This is a genomic window from Singulisphaera sp. GP187, from assembly GCF_900129635.1.
GTDB lineage: Bacteria > Planctomycetota > Planctomycetia > Isosphaerales > Isosphaeraceae > Singulisphaera.
The window spans coordinates 212,168-230,399 of the sequence record NZ_FSRB01000002.1 but is presented as its reverse complement, the minus strand read 5'-3'; the positions used below and the strand labels follow the sequence as shown (position 1 = coordinate 230,399).

14 protein-coding genes are annotated in these 18,232 nt (G+C 64.8%); 1 reads left to right on the top strand and 13 read right to left on the bottom strand.

All coding sequences use genetic code 11. The features are described 5' to 3' along the window. Positions 1-138: 138 nt before the first annotated feature. From BUS42_RS25385 to BUS42_RS25360, 6 genes are all read right to left on the bottom strand, one after another. A complete protein-coding gene (locus BUS42_RS25385; RefSeq protein ID WP_074311715.1) occupies positions 139-861 on the bottom strand; it encodes a sulfite exporter TauE/SafE family protein in 723 nt (240 codons plus the stop codon). A gap of 84 nt (positions 862-945) precedes the next feature. Then, a complete protein-coding gene (locus BUS42_RS25380) occupies positions 946-2,055 on the bottom strand; it encodes a DUF1559 domain-containing protein (protein WP_254053783.1) in 1,110 nt (369 codons plus the stop codon). Further along, positions 1,998-2,351, bottom strand: coding sequence for a hypothetical protein (locus BUS42_RS25375; RefSeq protein ID WP_074311711.1), 354 nt, complete (start codon positions 2,349-2,351; stop codon positions 1,998-2,000). Before BUS42_RS25375 ends, BUS42_RS25380 begins: the two co-directional genes overlap by 58 nt. A gap of 157 nt (positions 2,352-2,508) precedes the next feature. Beyond that, positions 2,509-5,289, bottom strand: a complete 2,781-nt coding sequence (locus BUS42_RS25370) for a PAS domain S-box protein (protein ID WP_074311709.1) — start codon at positions 5,287-5,289, stop codon at positions 2,509-2,511. Between the two features lie 645 nt (positions 5,290-5,934). After that, complete coding sequence (locus tag BUS42_RS25365) at positions 5,935-6,849, bottom strand: GGDEF domain-containing response regulator (RefSeq protein WP_074311707.1); 915 nt, start codon at positions 6,847-6,849, stop codon at positions 5,935-5,937. Further along, positions 6,837-11,438 (bottom strand): response regulator, encoded by a 4,602-nt coding sequence (locus BUS42_RS25360; RefSeq protein ID WP_074311705.1) that lies wholly within the window; start codon positions 11,436-11,438, stop codon positions 6,837-6,839. The genes BUS42_RS25365 and BUS42_RS25360 overlap by 13 nt, the downstream gene beginning before the upstream one ends. Positions 11,439-11,822: 384 nt before the next feature. Between BUS42_RS25360 and BUS42_RS25355 the strand changes: the two genes are divergently transcribed. Continuing rightward, positions 11,823-12,119, top strand: a complete 297-nt coding sequence (locus BUS42_RS25355) for a hypothetical protein (protein WP_143206503.1) — start codon at positions 11,823-11,825, stop codon at positions 12,117-12,119. 286 nt (positions 12,120-12,405) lie between these two features. On the opposite strand, the gene BUS42_RS25350 is transcribed toward BUS42_RS25355, so the two are convergent. The 7 genes from BUS42_RS25350 to BUS42_RS25320 all read right to left on the bottom strand — a co-directional run bounded on the left by BUS42_RS25350 (position 12,406) and on the right by BUS42_RS25320 (position 18,208). Beyond that, positions 12,406-12,783: a hypothetical protein gene (locus tag BUS42_RS25350; RefSeq protein ID WP_074311701.1), complete on the bottom strand. Its 378-nt coding sequence runs from the start codon at positions 12,781-12,783 to the stop codon at positions 12,406-12,408. 14 nt (positions 12,784-12,797) lie between these two features. Then, the gene (locus BUS42_RS25345; protein ID WP_074311699.1) at positions 12,798-13,829 is read right to left on the bottom strand and encodes a DUF1559 domain-containing protein; all 1,032 of its coding nucleotides are present in this window, start codon (positions 13,827-13,829) and stop codon (positions 12,798-12,800) included. Positions 13,830-13,943: 114 nt separating this feature from the next. Further along, positions 13,944-15,011, bottom strand: a complete 1,068-nt coding sequence (locus BUS42_RS25340; RefSeq protein WP_143206502.1) for a hypothetical protein — start codon at positions 15,009-15,011, stop codon at positions 13,944-13,946. Between the two features lie 728 nt (positions 15,012-15,739). Beyond that, positions 15,740-16,171, bottom strand: coding sequence for a hypothetical protein (locus BUS42_RS25335; protein ID WP_074311698.1), 432 nt, complete (start codon positions 16,169-16,171; stop codon positions 15,740-15,742). Between the two features lie 14 nt (positions 16,172-16,185). Then, positions 16,186-16,815 carry an RNA polymerase sigma factor gene (locus BUS42_RS25330; RefSeq protein WP_074311696.1) on the bottom strand — a complete coding sequence of 210 codons (630 nt, stop codon included), beginning with the start codon at positions 16,813-16,815 and terminating at the stop codon, positions 16,186-16,188. Positions 16,816-16,921: 106 nt separating this feature from the next. After that, on the bottom strand, positions 16,922-17,392 hold the full coding sequence (locus BUS42_RS25325; RefSeq protein ID WP_074311694.1) for a hypothetical protein: 471 nt from the start codon (positions 17,390-17,392) through the stop codon (positions 16,922-16,924). 39 nt (positions 17,393-17,431) lie between these two features. Beyond that, the gene (locus BUS42_RS25320; protein ID WP_074311692.1) at positions 17,432-18,208 is read right to left on the bottom strand and encodes a hypothetical protein; all 777 of its coding nucleotides are present in this window, start codon (positions 18,206-18,208) and stop codon (positions 17,432-17,434) included. Positions 18,209-18,232: the final 24 nt, after the last annotated feature.

Sequence of the window (18,232 nt, the reverse complement as noted above, 5' to 3'; positions counted from 1 at the left end):
GGCTTGCGGGGCCGAAGGCCAGGGGAGGGAGGACGCCTCTCGCTGGACCTCGTTTGGTCGCCGCGGGCGGATTTCTCGCCAGGCGATATGGCGACGCCCGAATTCTCGCGGCCGACACCATCCGGCTGATGTGAACCGTCAAGTGCTACCCAGCAGGAGCCATGCGGCCGACACCGCCAATAAACCTTCCACCAGCCATGCAAATTCCTGTTCCGGCAGCCGGTCGATAAGCTTCCGCCCGGTCCACGAGCCGAGCACCAGTGAGCCGCCCAGGGCGAGGCCACGCAGCACGTCGCCCCCCGACAAGGCCGCGTAGCGGCCGTAGACGATGCTCTTGGTCAGGTGCATCAGCACCGCCGTGACGGCCTCGCTCGCCACATACGCCTGTGCCGACAGGTGCAGGCTCAGAAACGCCGCCGCTCCGAGCGGCCCGGCACTCCCGGCGACGGCCGACAGGAAGCCGGTGGCGACACCGGCCGGGACAAGCATCCGCTCTGGCAAGCGTCGCCTGCCAAGTTCGGTATGCCGCAGGGCGATGACGGCGAGCAGAAACATGCCGATCAGCCGCAGGAGGAAGGATGGGGGCAGATCGACGAAGAGTCGCGAGCCGATGACGCTCGCCGGCACCGACCCGGCACTGAAGAGCAGAGCCGGCCGCCAGCGGATCTCTCGCCAGCCGAAGGCCGCCCGCGACAGATTCCCCAGGAGCTGAGCCACGGTCAGGATCGGGACGGACGCCTTGGCACCGACCGTCAACGTCAGCACGGGTAGCAGGAGCAAAGCACCGCCGAAGCCGGCCGCACCCGAAACGGTTGCCGCCAGCCAGCCGCATAGCAAAAGGAAAAACCAGTCAAATTGCATTATTTCATGGGTAATGCGGAATTCGTGGGTCAGCTTGCGAAATCCCCCCCCCTCGGCGGTGCACCACCGAGGGGGGGATTTCGATCAGAACTGGTCGGCACTGACGACTTCGCCGCCCGCCCGCGTCGAGAGGAAGCTGAAAATGCGGGGATTCACCGATTCCTTGATGAACCGCACCGATCCATCGGCGAAGAGGAAATTGCACCCGCCGGGATGGAGGCTCCAGAAATCATCGGCCCCCGCCCCTTTGTAATTCGGCACGTCCACCCATCGCTGATCGGGCGACGGCCCGGTATGACCAAGGATCATCACGTTGGCCGTTTCGCATTTCTGGATCGACCATTTCGGGTTGGTGCAGACCTGCGAAGAGGGGATCACGCCCACCCAGGTGGCGTCGGCGACGTTCCGTGACCGTTCGCCCGCCATCATCGTCGTGCTCGTGCCGTCAGTGATGTCACGAACGCCGATGCGGCTGTTGCGGTAGAACAGGCCGTTATTCTGGGCTGGAAACTCCTCCACCTCGAGCTGACCGGCCGAGGCCACATACTGGCCGGGCGACAGATCGGTGACGAGCGTGGTGCCTGACGCATCCTTGAGAATGACCGGGCCACTGCCGCCGGTAGAACTGGGGCAGAGAAACACCGACAGGCTGATCGTCCGAATGGTCAGCGAAGCCGGCACGGTGATCGGCAGGCTGAAATTCGCCGCGCTATAGGCGGCCGTCAGCTCCAGATTGTTCAGCAGCATCGCTGCCCAGCCCCAACCAGGGCCGGTTTCGGGGCTATTCGGCTGCGGCGTCTGGGTGCCGGTGATATAGCCGGGCGGGAAGGCTTCGTACGTCGCGTGGTAGCTGTGCATCGCCAGCCCCATCTGCTTCAGATTGTTTGAGCATTGCATCCGGCGGGCGGCTTCGCGGGCCGCCTGGACGGCAGGCAAGAGCAGTCCAATGAGCACGGCGATGATGGCGATCACCACCAGCAGTTCAATGAGTGTGAAGGCACGCGAGGGACGACCGGCAAGTGCGGAACGCATGGAGAATCTCCTCTTCCAAGTCGGATCGTTCGGGACGCAGGGGTATCCGGCCGGCACGTACCGCAAGGCGGGCACGCGACGACGAAAATCCGTTTCCGAACGACTCAGAACAAGAAGATTTGCAGCCAGGCGTGGCGGATGTTTGGCGGGGCGGGCGGCCACCAGACCCGTTCTTTCAAGCCTTCGGCCTCTTCGGGCGTGACGCTCGGCATCCCTAAAAGAGGCGGCAAGATGAACGGATCAGCCACCAGCAAGGCGTCCGCGGCGAAGTCGCCGTGCATCTGGGTCAAGGTGACGACGCCGGAATCATCGCCGACCCCACCGTCGAGCGTTTGGAGGGTGGCCGGCTGGAACCATTGAGAAAATGAGCGCGCGAAATCGTCCGCAGCCTCCGCTTGCCGGAGCGGGGTGCCGGTGAGAGCCGCGAACAGACTCAGCAGGACCGCCAAACGCCGCATGCGAAACCACCTCCAGGCGTCCATTCTGGACAGCGGGGGCTACTCGGTCAAGCTCGGATGCATCACCGATCCCCAGGTCCGTCATCTTGGCGTCGTTGATGTTCGTTTGTGGTGAAGGATAGGGACTGGGCGATTCTCCCTTTGGGGGGGTGGCGTGTTAGGCCGGGTTCGGGGCGACGTCCACAGCCTCGGTCCGGCTCGAGGCAAGGACCTCGAGGAAGGCGTCCACCACGGCCGGGTCGAGGTGGGTGCCCGACAGCGACTGGATGTGCTCGAGGACTCGCTCCTCCGGCCATCCTGCGCGGTAAGGCCGGTCCGAGCGGAGTGCGTCCCAGATGTCCGCGACGGCGAAGACACGCGCGGCGAGCGGGATCTGTTCGCCTTTCAGTCCGCGCGGGTAGCCGCTGCCGTCCCACTTTTCGTGGTGTGCGTAAGGGATGTCGAGGGCCGGCGCGAGGTAGGGGATCGGCGCGAGCCACTCGTGAGCGTACCCGGGATGGCGGCGCATGACTTGCCACTCCTCGTCCGTGAGCGGGCCTGGTTTCAGCAAGACCTCGTCGGGGATGCCCATTTTGCCGATGTCGTGTAAGAGGGCCCCGCGGCGGAGATGCACCAGATCGGCCTCGCTCATCCCCATCAGGCGGGCCAGGCGGAGCGCCATCACCGTCACCCGGCGGGTGTGGCCTTCGGTCTCCTTGTCGCGGAGGTCCATCGCGCGGGACCAGCCTTCGATCGTCGCGTCGTAAGCCAAGGTCAGTTCGTTGTGCGTGCGTTGGAGGTCGTCGAATAGCGTGGCACCGTCGATGGCGATGGCCGCTTGCGCGGCAAGGGCCTCGAGGAATCCCAGCCACTCGGAGTCGGGGGCGAGCGGGGCGCGGTGGAAGACTTCCAGCACCCCTTTGACGAGTCCGTTGGCCACCAGCGGCACGGCGTAGTAGGCGACGAATCCCTCGCCCTCCAGGAGCGGCGTGAGGACGAACTCATGGCTGCTCTGGCGGAGGTCGGGGACGTTGACGAGGTGGTGTCCCGGCGCGGCATGTCCGGCGTAGCCCTCGCCCCGACGGAGGCTCGTGCCGGTGATCCTGTCGCTTGCGAACCCGCTCGCGGCGACGTAACCCAGGGTCTCGACGTGAGAGTCCAGCAGTAAAATCGCGGCGGCATCGACCCGGAGCTGGGACGTGACCTGTTCGACCAGGGTGGTGAGGATCTCGCCCAGGTCGTGACTGGCGGTAATCGCCAGGTCGATCCGCCGCAAGGCGTTGAGTCTGCTCAGGCGGAGTTCCAGTTGCGCGTTCAGGAGGCGGATTTCCTGCTCCGCCCGCTTGCGCTCGGTAATGTCCTCGCAGAGGGCGATGATGTTCGCCGTTCGTCCCTGCCCGTCCTTCACGAACGAGACGCTGTTCTGGACCCAGACGACGCCTCCGCCCTTCCTGAGGAATCGCCTGACGGCCACGAAACGGTTGGCTGCCCCCTCGCGGATCGACTGGAGGGACCGCAGGCTTTCTTCCCGGTCATCGGGGTGCGTGATGGCGAAAAGATCGAGCGCTTGGAGTTCCTGCTCCGCGTACCCCGTGATCTCGGAAAAGGCCCGGTTCACCCGGAGGTAACGTCCCGTCGCCGTCATCAATGCCATCCCGATGGCGGCGTGCTCGAACACCGAGCGGAACCGCTCCTCGCTCTCGCGGAGGGTTGCGTCGGCCCGTTTCCGTTCGGTGATGTCGCACATCACCACGACCGCTCCCAGAATCGTCCCGTGGGCGTCGAAGAATGGCTGTCCGCTGGCCAAGAAGGTCCGGGTCGTTTCGTCGGTGGGGGAGAGGACGATCTCGGCGTCACGGACGGTCTCTCCCCGCCACGCCCGGTAGAGCGGGATTTCCTCGCGCTCAAGCAGCCGGGACTTGTCGGCCAGAAAGAGTCCGTAATGTGCGGCCCAACGCTCCGCGGTGAGCCGCTCGGCGGGTTGCCCGTGGGACTCTTCCGAGGCGCGATTGAAAAGGGAGAGGACCCCCTCGGCGTCGCAGGCGACGATCCGGTCGCTGAGGTTATTGAGGACGGCCCGCTGGAACTCCTGCTCTCGGACGAGGGCCGCGTCCGCACGCTTCCGGGCTGCGATCTCGGACAGCAGAGCCCCGTTGGCCCTGGCCAACTCGGCAGTCCGCTCCCAGACCCGAACCTCCAGCTCGTCGTGTGCCAGGCGGAGTTCGTCCTCGGTCCGCAACCGATCCGAATCCAAGTGGTGGAGCAGGCTGGCGTTCCAGCCGATGAAGCCGGCGAAGAGGACGATGTGGGAGGCGACGAGGCCGGAGAGCCCGAACTGGGAAATGTCGAAGCCCGCCCGCTCCCCGGCCCACCTGATCCCTCCGAGCAGCGCCGGCAGCAACACGGCCGCGGGCAACAATCGGCGCGCCATGGTCCCCCCCGCCCCTTGGCTGCTGATCACCGCCATGAGCCCGCGGTCCGGGCGGATGCCAAGGATGCCGAGCGAGAGGAGAGAGAAGGAGAGGGCCGTCGGCAACGCCATCGCCATCGGGTTGAAGGAAGGGCCGGCTGAGAACGGATCGGCCCCGATCATCGCGAACAAGGCGATCGCGGCCGCCGTGAGGGTGAGGTACTGGGAGGGGCGCCGGCCGTGCGCCGTCTCCCGGTCCAGGAACGTGAGGCCGAGACCGATGAGCACGATGGTCAGGGCGGTGCTCGGGGCCATCCGGTTCGGGACGGGGTGGCCTGCCGCCGTGCCCAACCTGGATCCGAAGAGCCACCCGTCGATGCCGATGTCCCGGCCGGTCAGCCCCGCGCCGAGCTCGAGGAGGCCCAGCAAAGCAATGACCAGAGCGATTGCCCGTGATGGGCGGTGCGCGCCTGAGCCCCAGTGCTCCTTAACGGCCAGCAGGAGCGAAAGACCGCCGAGGATAAGGGCCAGCGCCGTGACCGGGGTCATCGCGCCTTGGCCGCGGATAAGCCGTCTCGTGACTACGATATCGAACGCACCGCCGAGAAGGACGAGGAGCCCAACCAGGAAGACAATAACGGCGGCGGCTATGGAGAACGCTCTGAACGCTGTGAGCAGGCCACGTTCTCTAGGACGGCCGGCCCGATGGCTCTGGCGATTCGCTCGAGCTCTGGGCCGCCGGAGGGGGGCCTCAGGCGAGGCCAGGTTGCTATTCCGTTTTGCCCTTGCCGTCCGGCCTCGTGTCAGTTTACTGAACCGATGCACTGAGGATACTCCTATCTTAAAATTTACTGCTTGCAAACATAGAAATCTCTAGGGGATTGGGGCGTGAGTGACGAGTAAGTTGCGAATAGTTACTTTGTGAGTTATGGTTATATTTGTGGCGATAAGAAAAATCGGTCCTCCTGTTTTGTTTGCCTGATTTCGCTCGGCCGTCGGACTTGTTTCATGGACGTTGCAAATGTTCTCGGAGTTGGCGTTCAACGGATTTATTAGGTTATTTGGATTTAGTATTTTATTGATTTGCGAACGTGTTATGTGGAAAAAATCTCGTTGTGTTTGCGGCGAGTGAGATTCGATTGGCTCGTGTCGGTTCTCCCTGCTTTGGACTCGAATGGCATGCCGAAGTCGGAATCAGGAATCGGACGAAATCTGGATTTTCGAGTCCAACGTCGCCATCACGCGGTTCCTCCCGGCCCGCTTTGCACGATAGAGGGCCTCGTCCGCCGTTCGGATCAAGGTGTCGGCGTCGAGGCTTGCTCCCTCGTTGGTTGCCGCCCCGAGGCTGATCGTGACGGGAGGCATCCCCGAGGGGGGGGCCACGGAGACCTCGGCGACGGCATTCCGGACCCGTTCCGCCGCCTCCAGGACCTCCGCCCGGTCGCATCCCGGCAGGACGATGAGGAACTCCTCGCCGCCGTACCGCCCGAGCGCGTCATACGGACGGAGCGCGGTGCCCATCCGCCTCGACGCTTCGCAGAGCGCGGCATCGCCGGCGGCGTGCCCGAGGGTGTCATTGAGGCGTTTGAAGTGGTCGATATCTGCCATGATGACGCCGAGCGACGTGCCGTCACGCTCCGCGCGGGCCGACTCCCGGTGGAGGATCTCGAGGATCGTCCGCCGATTCCAGGTGCCGGTGAGCGGGTCGCGGGTGGCCTGGGTCCGCAGCGCCTCGTGCAATTCGACGATCCGCCGGCCGGCGCGGAGGCGGACCTTCAACTCCTGTTCCTCGAAGGGTTTGCTCACGTAGTCATCGGCTCCGGACTCCATGCCCTGGACGACGTCCTGGGTCCTGACTTTCCCGGTGAGGAGGATGAGATAGACGTACGGTGCCTCGCCGTTTTGGCGAACCTTGCGGCAGACGTCGATGCCGTCCAGGCCCGGCATGATCCAGTCGAGGATGGCCAGCGGCGGGGAATCGGCCCGGCGGAGCAGGTCCCAGGCTTGGGTGCCGTCCCGGGCGGTCACCACCTCGTAGCCCCAGTCCTCGAGCACGCTCTTCAGTAATAGGAGTGCGGCAAGATCGTCATCGGCGATCAGGACTCGCATGCGGTATCCTCCTCGTTCAGGGTTTCCAGGGCGCGGCCGAGGTGGACGATCTCGTCTTCCAGTGCGGAGCACGCGGCGTCGGCTTCGGCGAACAGGCTCTCGCGCCCGATCTCTTCGAGTCGCCCGGCGACCTCGACGACCCGTGGGGCGCTCAGGTTGGCGGCCGAGCCCTTCATCCGATGGGCCGCCCGCTCCAGCAACGGGGCGTTCCCCGTGGCCACCGCCGCGCGGATCTGGTCGAGCAGCCCGGGGCAGTCGGTCAGGAAGAGCGCGGCCATCTTCCCCAGCAGTGGCCGTTTGTCGCGGACCCGCGCCAGGGCTCCCGGCAGATCGAACACCATCGCGGCGCCGTCGAGTCGGGGGTCCCGGTTTCGCTCCGGCTCCGGCTCTGGCTCCGCTCCGTCCGTCGTAGGGAACCACCCCTCGACGGTGGTGAGGAACGGCTCGGCGCGGATCGGCTTGGAGATGTAGCCGTCCATCCCGGTCGCCAGGCAGCGTTCCCGGTCGCCCTTCATGGCGTGGGCGGTCATGGCGAGGATTGGGATCCGGCGTCCGGTGCCGGCTTCGTCGGCGCGGATGGCGGCGGTGGCCTGGAAGCCGTCCATCCGGGGCATCTGCACGTCCATGAGGATCAGGTCGAACGATTCCCGTTCCAGGAGGTCGAGGGTCTCTTGGCCGTCGTTGGCCACGACGACCGAATGGCCCCGGTCCTCCAGGAGCGTGACCGCCAACCGTTGATTGACCGGAATGTCCTCCGCCAGCAGGATCCGGAGCCTGACCGAGGGCGGGGGCAGGGGGGGCGTGTCAGTCGAGGGCGACCCGGCCCGCGCCGGGGTCGCCAGGCCGAGGACGGCCAGGATGGCGTCGAGCAGCTCCGACTCTTTGATCGGTTTGCGGAGGAAGGCGGCGGCACCCACCGCCCGGCAGCGATCGACGTCGCCCCGGTAGTCGACGGACGAGAGCATCATGATGGCCGTGCCGGCCAGTTCCGCGTCCCGCTGGATCCACTCGGCGACCTCGAAGCCATCCATTCCGGGCATCAGGACGTCGAGGAGGACCAGGGAGTACGGTTCATCGGCTTCTCGGGCGTGCCTCATCGCCACGAGGGCCGCCGGTCCGCTGTCGACCGCCGTCGGTTTCATACCCCAGGCCGTGACGAGTTCCTCGAGGATGAGGCGGTGGGTTGCGTTGTCGTCCACCACCAGGACCGGCAGGCCGTCCAGGTTGACGCGGCTCGGCGGCACCGGGTCGGTCGTCCCCACCTCCTGCAGGCTCAGGCGTGCGGTGAAGTGGAACGTGCTGCCCTGGCCGACGACACTCTCCAGCCAGAGGCGGCCCCCCATCGACTGCACCAGGTGCGCGCAGATCGTCAGTCCCAGGCCGGTGCCGCCGAACTGACGCGTTGTCGAGCTGTCGGCCTGGGTGAAGGCGGCGAAGATTTGCGGCTGCTTCTCCGGCAGGATGCCGATGCCGGTGTCGCGGACGGTGACGTGAAGATCGATGGCATCCCCGGCGCGCGCCCCGAGATCGACGCGGACGGCAACCTCGCCCCGCTCGGTGAACTTCATGGCGTTACCGACCAGGTTGACGAAGATCTGGCTGAGCCGCCCTGGGTCGCCCAGCACCGCGTCGGGTACGTCGGGGGCGACCGAGTGGGTAAGTTCCAGGCCCTTCTTGTCCGCCTGCAAGGCCAAGGTCTTGAGGTTGTCGCCGATGGTTTCGCGGAGGCTGAGCGGGACCGACTCCAACTCGAGCAAACCGGCCTCGATTTTCGAGAAGTCGAGGATGTCGTTCAAGAGCCGCAGGAGCGTCTCGGCGGAGGATTTGGCCAGGGCCAGGAACTCGCGCTGGCGGGGTTCGAGACGGGAACGCAGGGTCAGGTCGAGCATCCCGAGGACACCGTTCATCGGGGTGCGGATCTCGTGGCTCATGTTGGCCAGGAACTCGCTCTTGGCCTGGTTGGCGGCGACGGCGGTCTGCTGGGCCTTCCTGATTTCCGCCTCGGCCCGCTTCCGCTCGCTGATGTCCATCATCGAGCCGATCATGCGCACGGGCCTCATCGCCTCGTCGCGAATGACGTAGCCCCGATCGAAGACGTCCAGGTACGATCCGTCCTCGTGGCGGAAGCGATACTCGCCCGACCAGTACGATCCTTCGCCATCCAGGAGCGCCTGAATGCTCGTCTCGATCCGCTCCCGGTCCTCCGGATGGACGCGGTCAGACCACCAGCTTCCGTCGGGTCCCACCGCGTCTTGCGGGTAGCCGAAGAGGGTTCGGACGCAATCGTTCATCCAGAGGCCATTCGTGACCAGGTCTCGATCCCAGGCAGCATCATTGGTCGCATGCGCCAGCATCTGGAATCGAAGCTCGCTCTGCCGCAACTCTTTTTCCGCCAGCTTCCGCCCGCTGATATCCTCGAGCGTGCCCACATGGCCGGCAATGCCGCCGTCGTCGGAGGGGAGTACCGCGGCGCGTGCATGGACCCAGGTGATCTCTCCGTCCGCGGTCAAGATCCGATACTCGTGCGAAAAATCGCGGCCGGCTTGCGAGGCCGCGATCCATTGCGTAAACACCTCGTCGCGGTCGTCGGGATGAATCGCCTTGGTCCAGCCGAAGCCGAGAGTCTCCTCGTTCGAGAGTTTCACCAGCGAAAGGCAGCGTTCGTTGGCATAGATGCCCAGGCCATCGGCATCGGTCAGGAAGATGCCGATCGGCGACGAGGCGCTCAGCGATCGGAACCGCTTCTCGCTCGCCTTCAGTTCGCCCTCCACGCGGGCTCGCTCGGCGAGTTCAGTCAGTAACTGCTCGTTGACGAGGCGCAATTCCGCCGTCCGCTCCGCCACTCGGGATTCCAGGCCTTCATTCACCTCGCGCAACGCGTTCTCGGCCCGTGTGCGTTCGCTGATCTCCTTTTGCAAGCGTGCGTTTGTGGCGACGGCTTGCTCCCTCGACTCTATGGCGCGGGCGATCTGGGGGAGGGTGGTCCAGCAGGAGATCCCAATGCTGACGGTCCACATCAGACCGATCAGGATGGCGAAGAGCTTGCCGCTCACCGCCGAATCGAACGCACCGAGCTTGGCACCCAGAAACCAGCCTGCTACGGTCCCGGAGGTCACCAGCACCAGCAGCACGATCACATGGAGGGCGACGCTGTCGGTGGCGAATCGGAAGGGGCGGCCAGACCGTTCGAGCCACCAGGCCGGAGTGAAGACCGGGAACGGGAACCGGGCGATGGCCGCATCCGCCGCGAGGACGCCAACAGGCGCGAGCAGCCCGCCAAGGAACGGTCGCCACCCCCAGGCCAGCCCGCCGACCAAGAAGATCATCAGCTCGGTCACCACGAGGCCACCCAGCGCCCCACTTGTCCAGTGTATCCCAGCGCGACCACGCTCCAGGCACAAGCCCAGGTGCAAGGCGATGTAGCTCAGGAACCAGCTGGTCGCCGACCCCACGAAGACGGTGGTGCGGTCGGGCCACAAGAGGACGATCAGCGCAACGACTAGGGTCAAGGCGAGGGACGGTCCCGGTACGTTGCCCCGGCCCAAGACTCGGAAGACCGGTGCGGCCCCGCCGTCGAGCGCGAGCTGATACCAGACCCGTGGCGAGGTGCAGACGCCTGTGGTGCAACTTTGGAGGCAGACGGTGGTGATGAGAAAGGTCACCAAAACCGGCGTGGCCGCCCCCCAGAGCGGGCGGGCGACTGCCGTCAGGGTCAGGTCGATATGGTCGCCGACGCCCAGGGTTTCCACCGTCATCCGCTGCACGACCCACGACCCGCCCACGAGCACCAGGGGGATGAAGGCGGCTATCACGGCGAGGTACTTCAGCGTGTTGCGGGGGCGGCGGCTATCGGCGACGAAGGACGCCGCAGTTTCGACGGAATAGGCGGCATATGTGCCAAGTAAATACCATTTGGCCCAGGCACGGAACGAGATGTCGGGCCAGGTCAGGTGCATGGGAATCGGACCGACCGGAGCCTTGGCCAGCCAGCCCAGACCCTGCACCATCAGCGCCAGCAGCATCCCGAAGCCGGACAAGGTGAAGAACAGGTTCAGCACGGTCAACGTCCGCGTGCCCCTGAAGGCGATGACGAAGACCATCGCGATGAACAGAATCTTCAGCGCAAGCAAGGGGGCGGGGAGTCCGGCCGCGAGCAGATTGGTGGCCGACATGTCGGCCAGGATGAGGGAGGCGAGGGCGGGGACGGAGGCCCAACCCAGGAAAGCGGCGGCCGTTGCGTAGCGGGCGAGCCAGGGGTGGCGATCTCGGAGCAGGCGGAAGGTGTAGTTGGGTGTGCCGCCGGCCATGTCGGGCCACCGCTCACCCAGGCGCTTGACCTGCAGGTTGATGAGGATCCCGGTCGCGGCCAGGGGCACCCACATCAGCAGGGAGTGCCGCCCCAACTCGGCGTTGGCGCCCGGCATGACGAAGAGCCACAGGAGAAGCCCGGTGAGGCCGAGTCCCCCGATCTCGACGGTGCCGAGGATCGGTCGGAGACGCGGCGAGGCGCCGGGGCCGTGTGGCCCGCCCTGTTCGGTGGCTGGAGCCGGAGGAGTTGGAGCCGACTCAACCCGGCATGCGTCCGTCATCGCTGTTTGCCTCCTGCCATCGGCCGGCACATCCAGACCGAGCGAGCCAAACGGGCCCGCCTCCCTTTCCTTCCCTCAATCCACACTGCCACTCGACGTCCTGCTTAAACATAGGACACTGATTTTAAACCGAGACGAACGATGACGCAAAAGTCAACAAAAGATATGATGTTCGACTCTGCGCCCGGCCCGTCGTTGTGGAGGCGAGCGGCAACTCGAGGGTGAATCGCTCTCACTCACAGGGGGGCGTTCGGCGCGTGCGTTGACGTGATTGAGCCGAGCGACGAGCGGTGGCTCGGCCAGCCCAGATTTCCCGACTTGCCGGCTGCCCCCCTTAACCCCAGGACCATCCACCCCGGAGTCCCCCCCGATGCGAACCGTCAATTGGCGTCAGTTCGGCCGCAACGTGCTCGTCATGCACGCGACGAGGGCGGCGAGTTCGTGACGACCGGGCTGCACGTCGAGGACGACCTCGAGACCTATCTCGCTGCGGCGCGGTCGTCCCGGGTTCAGAACCTCACGGTCTTCGATGAGCCGGTACGTGTCATGCAGGTAGACGAATTCGTGAGCACCTGGGCGTCCACAAGGCGATCTATCGAACCCGGCTGGTCCTGGCCGAGTCGGAGTCGCACCGGCTCAAACGGCATTCAGTATTGGTCGGCAATACCAACCATGGAGTGAAATATCTTGCTAATCCTGGCGCAGGTGGAATCGTGAAATTCTGACTTAGGAGCCGCGAAAAAATAACCTGGTCATCTCGAAGGGGGGCCTCCCGTTGGTCCAAACCCAGGGGCGCACTTCAGGGCAATCGACCACAAAGCCTTACGCAGCGTGCGAGGTCAAGTTATCCACCGTGCGTGGCGACGTTGACTTGATTGGACCCGATGTTGATTCGGAGGGCCGGGAGAGCCAGCTTGCGGGCTCGGATACGCATGAGCCTCGACCCGAGATTCCATGTCGTCGAATGTCAGCGATCGCTACGAAGCACGGCAAGCGCCGGTTCGGTGGCGACCTGGTATCGTGCCTCGCGGTGGACGGCCTTCCCTCGCGCGTCGCGTAGTGAGAGGATCACCTCAACGTCCTGGTGGAGCGCAATCGGGGCATCGGGTTGTTCGAGCTCGTAGTCCATGAGCCGCATGCCCTGCACAAGATCGTCGTCCACGAATCGAATCGGCGGTTTGCGCCTCGGCAGCGCCTTCGTGTCTCCCTTTTTCCAGGCATCGAGCGTTTCGGTCAGGACGGTTCGGGCGCGTTCGGAGTCGTAGTGGGGCGGTTCCGGCTTGCCACCTTCGGAACAGCCCGCAACGATCATCAAAAAGGGCAAGAGTTTTCGGTACATCGGCATGATCACCCTCGGATTCAAAACGCATCCCCGCTGATGATCTCTCCGCCTGCGACGGACCCCAGCCCGCGCCAGATCCAGCCGTTTACGGTGCCCTTGACGAACTTCACGCTGCCGTCGCCGAGCAATGCGTTGACGCCCGCGGGGTGATAGCTTCGAGCGGTGATGGCAGCGAAAGTCGGGCCGCCGATGCGCTCGCGCTGGCTGTTGAGGTCAACATCGGGTGTGGCGAAGCCCGGCCCGCCTGGGGTCTTCTTGTTCGGCGGCCAGGCGGTCGTCATGCCGATATGGTGGACCGCCACCTCCGGCCACTCGCAGTGCCCCTCAACCTTGACTCCGCATCCCGTCCCCTGATATTCGGGTGCGACGGTGGCCGGATCGGCCGTCGGGGCGGGAACATTGTTCGGGTCGTTGATCAGCGAAAGCTTCCCGCAGTCGCGGACGTTCACCTGCCAGTTCTTCACCTCGGACATCAGGAGGGTGTTGCTCGTGCCGTCTGTGAAGGCGGCCCAGTTCCGACTTATGTTCGGACCGAAGGCGCAGCGGGGGAGAGGACCGCCGTCGGGGCCGGCGAAGACGAACCAGTCGCCGAGGCAGAACCCGTAGTTGGTCGGGCCGACGACCCCGAACGTCCCGTTATTTTCGCGGTCGGAACGGACCTCGCTGGGGCAGATAAACGTTTGGATGGTCAGCGCCGTGGCAGTCATGTTCCCGGGGTCGCCATAGGCGGCGTTCATGTTGAAGGAGTTGGCGATCGCCATCTGCTCGATGTGGGGCAGGATGCGGGCGAATGGTCCGTAGTCGCTCGTCCAGAGCGCCCCTCCGGGCTGGCGAATCACGAGGGCCGAGGGGGGAAGTCCACCCCATATTTGCTCATAGTTGTGGACCGCTAGCCCAAGCTGCTTGAGGTTATTCGTGCACTGGGAGCGACGTGCCGCTTCGCGGGCCGCCTGCACCGCCGGCAGAAGCAATGAAATGAGCACAGCGATGATGGCGATCACCACCATCAGCTCGATCAGCGTGAATCCATTGCGATATTGCGCCTTCATGATTGGTTCCCGGCTGTGACGCCCTGAGGGGGGCCGGTTCATCAGGGCGTCTGACGTGGTAGCAGACTCGGTGGGCTCTGTAACGGCGTTGAAGGCTACGATGCCGGTCACGGTTCACGGCTTCGCCGGGACATGGTTGGGATATTCCCAGCGTCCCACATTGTCGCGCAGCCAGTCGTAGAAGACGCGGACCCCGCGGTCCGTCGCGCTCTTGCCGTAGCCTCCCCGCTCAGGGTTGGGCGCGGTGTTGCTCCGGTTGGTGATCCCCTGTATATATGCCGCGTGGAAGAGCATCGCCGAGTTGGGGGCCGCCTTGTAGCGCTCCCAATCGGCCCGCATCTCCACGAGGTCGCTCTTGCTGAAGATACCGTCGTTCTCGTAGTAATCGTGCCGGGTCAGCTCCACGTTCACAACAAACCCCTTGCTCGGGATTTCCATCGACTTCTGAATGATCCGCACGTCCATCCCCGGAAACTCGTCCTCCGTCCCGGTGTTCTCCGCCGGACAGACACCCACCTCGATATCCGGGGCCACCGCCTTGAACCAGCGCGCCAGCTTCGCCTTCTTGGCCGCGCCGTCGGGTTCGCGCATGAGCGGCTGGTCCATCCGCTCGGGATTGTTGTATTCATGCACCAGGTCAACAAACACGTTCTTGAGTTGCCGTTCCTTCAGGAACCGCGCCGCCTCTTCCACGGCCCGCTTGATGGCCGCCTCATCGTAGAGATTCTGATCCTTGCTCGGCGAGAACAGGCCGACCATGATCACCATCCCCCGCTTGTCAGCCTCACGGACCAGCCATTCGAGACGGGCGGCCACGTCGGGCTTGAGCCGGCCGTCGCGGTGGAAGCCGTCGTATCCCGCTTCGCGGTTCGGGAAACCGCCGTTCGATCCCTGGATGTAAAGCCCGATCGTGTTGATCCCGTGGGCAACCATCGTGTCGAGGCAATTCACGTGACGCTCGGTCACGTTCCAGCTATAGAGCGCATTCCCGCTCCGCACCCCCCACAGTCGGACTTGCTGGCCGCCGAGGTAGGCCCGGTCGTTGCGGATTTCGAACTCGCGCGTCGGCGGTCTCTCCTCCGCACCCGCCGCGACCCCGGTCCCGGTCAGGAGGGCGAACGCGGAGAGCACGAGGTCGAAGCGGATCGAGAGGCCGCGTCGCGTCCATTCCTGTCGCATCATGGTCGATTCTCGCCGGGTCACGTGGTGGGGTTGAAGCCGACCCGGGGGGGTAGTCGGACTGACCCGGCACTGTACGACAAGCGTCATGGCGTCTTCAATTAAATAATTCGTCGAAGGCTCCTTTTCAGGCCGTGCATTCACCTGACGGCCCGTCGGTCGCGTTCCTCCTGGATCTTAACGAACTCAGCATGGTTGCGAGCTCCAATTTGCGGCCACCCTCGAGGCTTGGATCGCAAATTGGATTCTTTCTCCTCAACTTTCACGCACGATGCGGAGAAGTTGAGGAGAAAGTATCTAACTCCATGAGCCGTTAGTGATGCTCCGACCTAATCTCGCGGGCTACGCCTCGCGAGCCATTGCCATCAATATTGGCAGCGACCATGGGCACTTGGGATGCCTTCGATCCGACAGCGATTCTCTGCAGATCACCCAAAGGACAACCAATTTGACGTATATTGTTTAGTACGCATGTGTCAACGGCATTGAAGAGGGATTCGGGTGAACCTCGGGACTCCGGGAACAGGCGTGAAGTTCTCAGCGCCCAAGAAGCTCCCATCGAACGATATGCTCGTCGGGCCGGAAAACGCTGGTCAAAAACCTTGTGGTCGGGACGACAAATAGCGACAAAAGTAAGACATTAACTCAGAATGGTCACGGGCAAGGCGGAAACGAGAGCGCCTGCCGAGTGAGAAGTAGACATCCGAAGGGATGATGATTCGAACGGGGCGTTAGCTCCGTCCTTCCTCGCCGAGGAGGTGCTGGCTCGAGCGGAGGATCCGGTGGTGCCGGCTCTTGGAGGCGCCCGCGGGCTGGGCCGATTTGGCTTTCAGGTCGGCGAGGTTGGCCTGGCAGAACGGGCAGGCGACGATGTCGAGGTGGAATGTCAGGTAGGAGGCGAAATCAGGGTCGAGGGCGTCGAGCAGGTAGCTGCCGAGTTGCTGACGGGTCGGGCAGGTCAGGCGGCCGCGGCGCCAGATGGCGCCCAGGGTGTGAAGGCCGGCGTCGCCTCGGTTTTGGCGGACGTCTTCGAGGCGGGCGCGGAGCTCGGCGGAGTCGCGCAGGGATTTCTCAACCCGCGCCATGTCCTCGCCCGGCAGGGTCTCGGCCAGGTAGGACCGGAGGGTTTCGTCGTCGATCGCCGTGTGGTGGATCTCGCCCATGGGAGTTCGGGTCCTCAACCTCCGCCCAGCTCGTCGAGACTCAGGCCGGCGCGGCGGGCCATTTCCTTGAGCCGGCCGACCGTCTGGAACTTGTAGCTGGCGACCGCCTGTTCGGTGATTTCGAGATACTTCGCCACGTCCTTGTTCGCCCACCCCTTCACGACCAGGAGCTCGAGGCAGCGGAGCCGGTCGTAGTCGGCCCGCGCTTGCCACTCCTTGACGAGCTGGCCGAGGGCCTCGGTCAGGAGCCGCTCTTCGGCCTTGCGACGCTCGTCGCTCCGGGCGATGCTCGAGGCGGGGCGGCCGCCGCCGGGGACTTCGTCGAGCGGTCGTCCATGGTCGTCGGAGCCGAACTGGTCGACCGGCCGCCGGCCTTGCTTGCGGAGGTGGTCGGTCAGCTTGTGCGCGGCGATGGAGAAGAGATAGGCCTCAATGTCGCGCTTCTCGTCGTAGTGCGGCAGGCTCGTGAGGAACCCGACGAACGTCTCCTGCACCACGTCTTCGCTGGCGCCGCGGTCGCGGAGTCGGCTATCGACGAAGGCGAGCAGTCGCCCTTCGTAGCGCTCGATGAGTTGCTGCCAGGCCGAGGCGTCTCCAGCCCGCACCTGCCGGACTAGCAGGACCTCGGCGTCGGTGGTGGCCATCGGTCGGCTTCGCCCCGGAACGAGAAAGGATCGAGAACAAGAAAGGCGCTGCAACGTCTGTCTATTCTAAACAGGTCGCCGTTGCGTTGCCTATGCGGTTCCTCGCTCAGAAGAGGTCGGACACGGTGTGGCCGTGGGCTGTCTCGGGCTTGGACTTGGGCTCGGGCCAGTGGGTCAGGTGATAAGAGCGGAAGAACCAGAGGCCGACCGGGGCCATCATGAGCAGGAGGAACGCCCAGATCAACTTGTCGTACTGTCCCGGGAAAGCGTCGTCGCGCAGCGACATCAGGAAGAGGAACTCGCGTTGCCAGGCCCAGAGGAAGAACGCGATCACGATCAAGGCCGCAAGGAAGAGAAAGAAGCTTGATTCTCGAGGGCCGACCGACGCGGCGGCGAAGAGGAGGAGTACCAGCGCGAGGAGCCCGCCGAATTGTCCGATGATCCGGAGTGGGGTCAGCGTGCGCCAGGCTTCGGGCCACTCACCCTGGGCAAGCTCCGGGGCCACGCCTCGAAACAATCCGAGAGCCAGGGCCGGTATGCCGACCAGCACGATCATGAGGGTAAAGAGGAATCCCATCGTTCAGTCCCTTCTCCGGGCCAACGAAAGAATCAAGGGTCAGGTCAGCACCTGGTAGATGAGCACGCCCGAAGCGCCGACGCCCGCGGCGGCTGCCGCGCGGAGCCAGTTGGTGTAGTAGCCTTTGGTCGCCTCGTCGGCCCGAATGTAGCCGGCCAGGGCGGCCAGGCAGGTCAAGATTCCGGCGAGTCCCCCACCCATCAGCCCCATCCGGCGGACGACCAGCTCGTGCTGGTAGGCGGCGATCAGCTCGGCGCGACGTGCTGGCGTGGAGTCGACGTGCAGGGTGGCCTTGTAGAGCGTCCCATAGTCCTTTTCGACCGGCTCGAGCTCGGTCCGCACGATCAGGCGATCGATCAAGGGGGCAGGGGGCTTCCACGCCGCCGGGATGTCGGATGCGAGCCAGGCGGTCACCTGATGTTGAAGCTGGACCCGCGCATCGTTCCGTGCTCGCGTCTCGGTGGCGGAGATCTGTCCCCGAACAACCTGATGCTCGACCATCGATAGGACGGTCGTCTGGCCCTGGATTCGCGTGCTGAGTCGGCTCGCCGTGGGGGCTTCGCTCAGGCGCTTGGTGGTCGCATGGGGGGGCTGGATCTCGGCCGTGTCGACCCGCGTTCCGGGGTAGATCGGCACGGGAAGGCCATCGGCCGGCTCACGCTCGGAGCTCTCGGAGGGCGTCGCCAACGCGACTTGCCGGGTCACGCCATAAGCGTTGCGCTGGGGTCGCTCCTCCCGGCACACGCAATGGGAGCCCAGGACCCACAACTCGATCATTCCCAGCACCAGCAGAAACAGGAACGTGAGTGATTTCATCGGAATCCGATCCTTGCCGTGACC

Bases quoted from the DNA above. Each gene is read 5' to 3' on its own strand.
- BUS42_RS25370 (WP_074311709.1), bottom strand. From the start codon at position 5,289: ATGACCCCGGTCACGGCGCTGGCCCTTATCCTCGGCGGTCTTTCGCTC.
- BUS42_RS25345 (WP_074311699.1), bottom strand. From the start codon at position 13,829: ATGAAGGCGCAATATCGCAATGGATTCACGCTGATCGAGCTGATGGTG.
- BUS42_RS25360 (WP_074311705.1), bottom strand. From the start codon at position 11,438: ATGACGGACGCATGCCGGGTTGAGTCGGCTCCAACTCCTCCGGCTCCA.
- BUS42_RS25325 (WP_074311694.1), bottom strand. From the start codon at position 17,392: ATGGGATTCCTCTTTACCCTCATGATCGTGCTGGTCGGCATACCGGCC.
- BUS42_RS25320 (WP_074311692.1), bottom strand. From the start codon at position 18,208: ATGAAATCACTCACGTTCCTGTTTCTGCTGGTGCTGGGAATGATCGAG.
- BUS42_RS25365 (WP_074311707.1), bottom strand. From the start codon at position 6,849: ATGCGAGTCCTGATCGCCGATGACGATCTTGCCGCACTCCTATTACTG.
- BUS42_RS25335 (WP_074311698.1), bottom strand. From the start codon at position 16,171: ATGGGCGAGATCCACCACACGGCGATCGACGACGAAACCCTCCGGTCC.
- BUS42_RS25330 (WP_074311696.1), bottom strand. From the start codon at position 16,815: ATGGCCACCACCGACGCCGAGGTCCTGCTAGTCCGGCAGGTGCGGGCT.
- BUS42_RS25350 (WP_074311701.1), bottom strand. From the start codon at position 12,783: ATGCCGATGTACCGAAAACTCTTGCCCTTTTTGATGATCGTTGCGGGC.
- BUS42_RS25385 (WP_074311715.1), bottom strand. From the start codon at position 861: ATGCAATTTGACTGGTTTTTCCTTTTGCTATGCGGCTGGCTGGCGGCA.
- BUS42_RS25375 (WP_074311711.1), bottom strand. From the start codon at position 2,351: ATGCGGCGTTTGGCGGTCCTGCTGAGTCTGTTCGCGGCTCTCACCGGC.
- BUS42_RS25340 (WP_143206502.1), bottom strand. From the start codon at position 15,011: ATGATGCGACAGGAATGGACGCGACGCGGCCTCTCGATCCGCTTCGAC.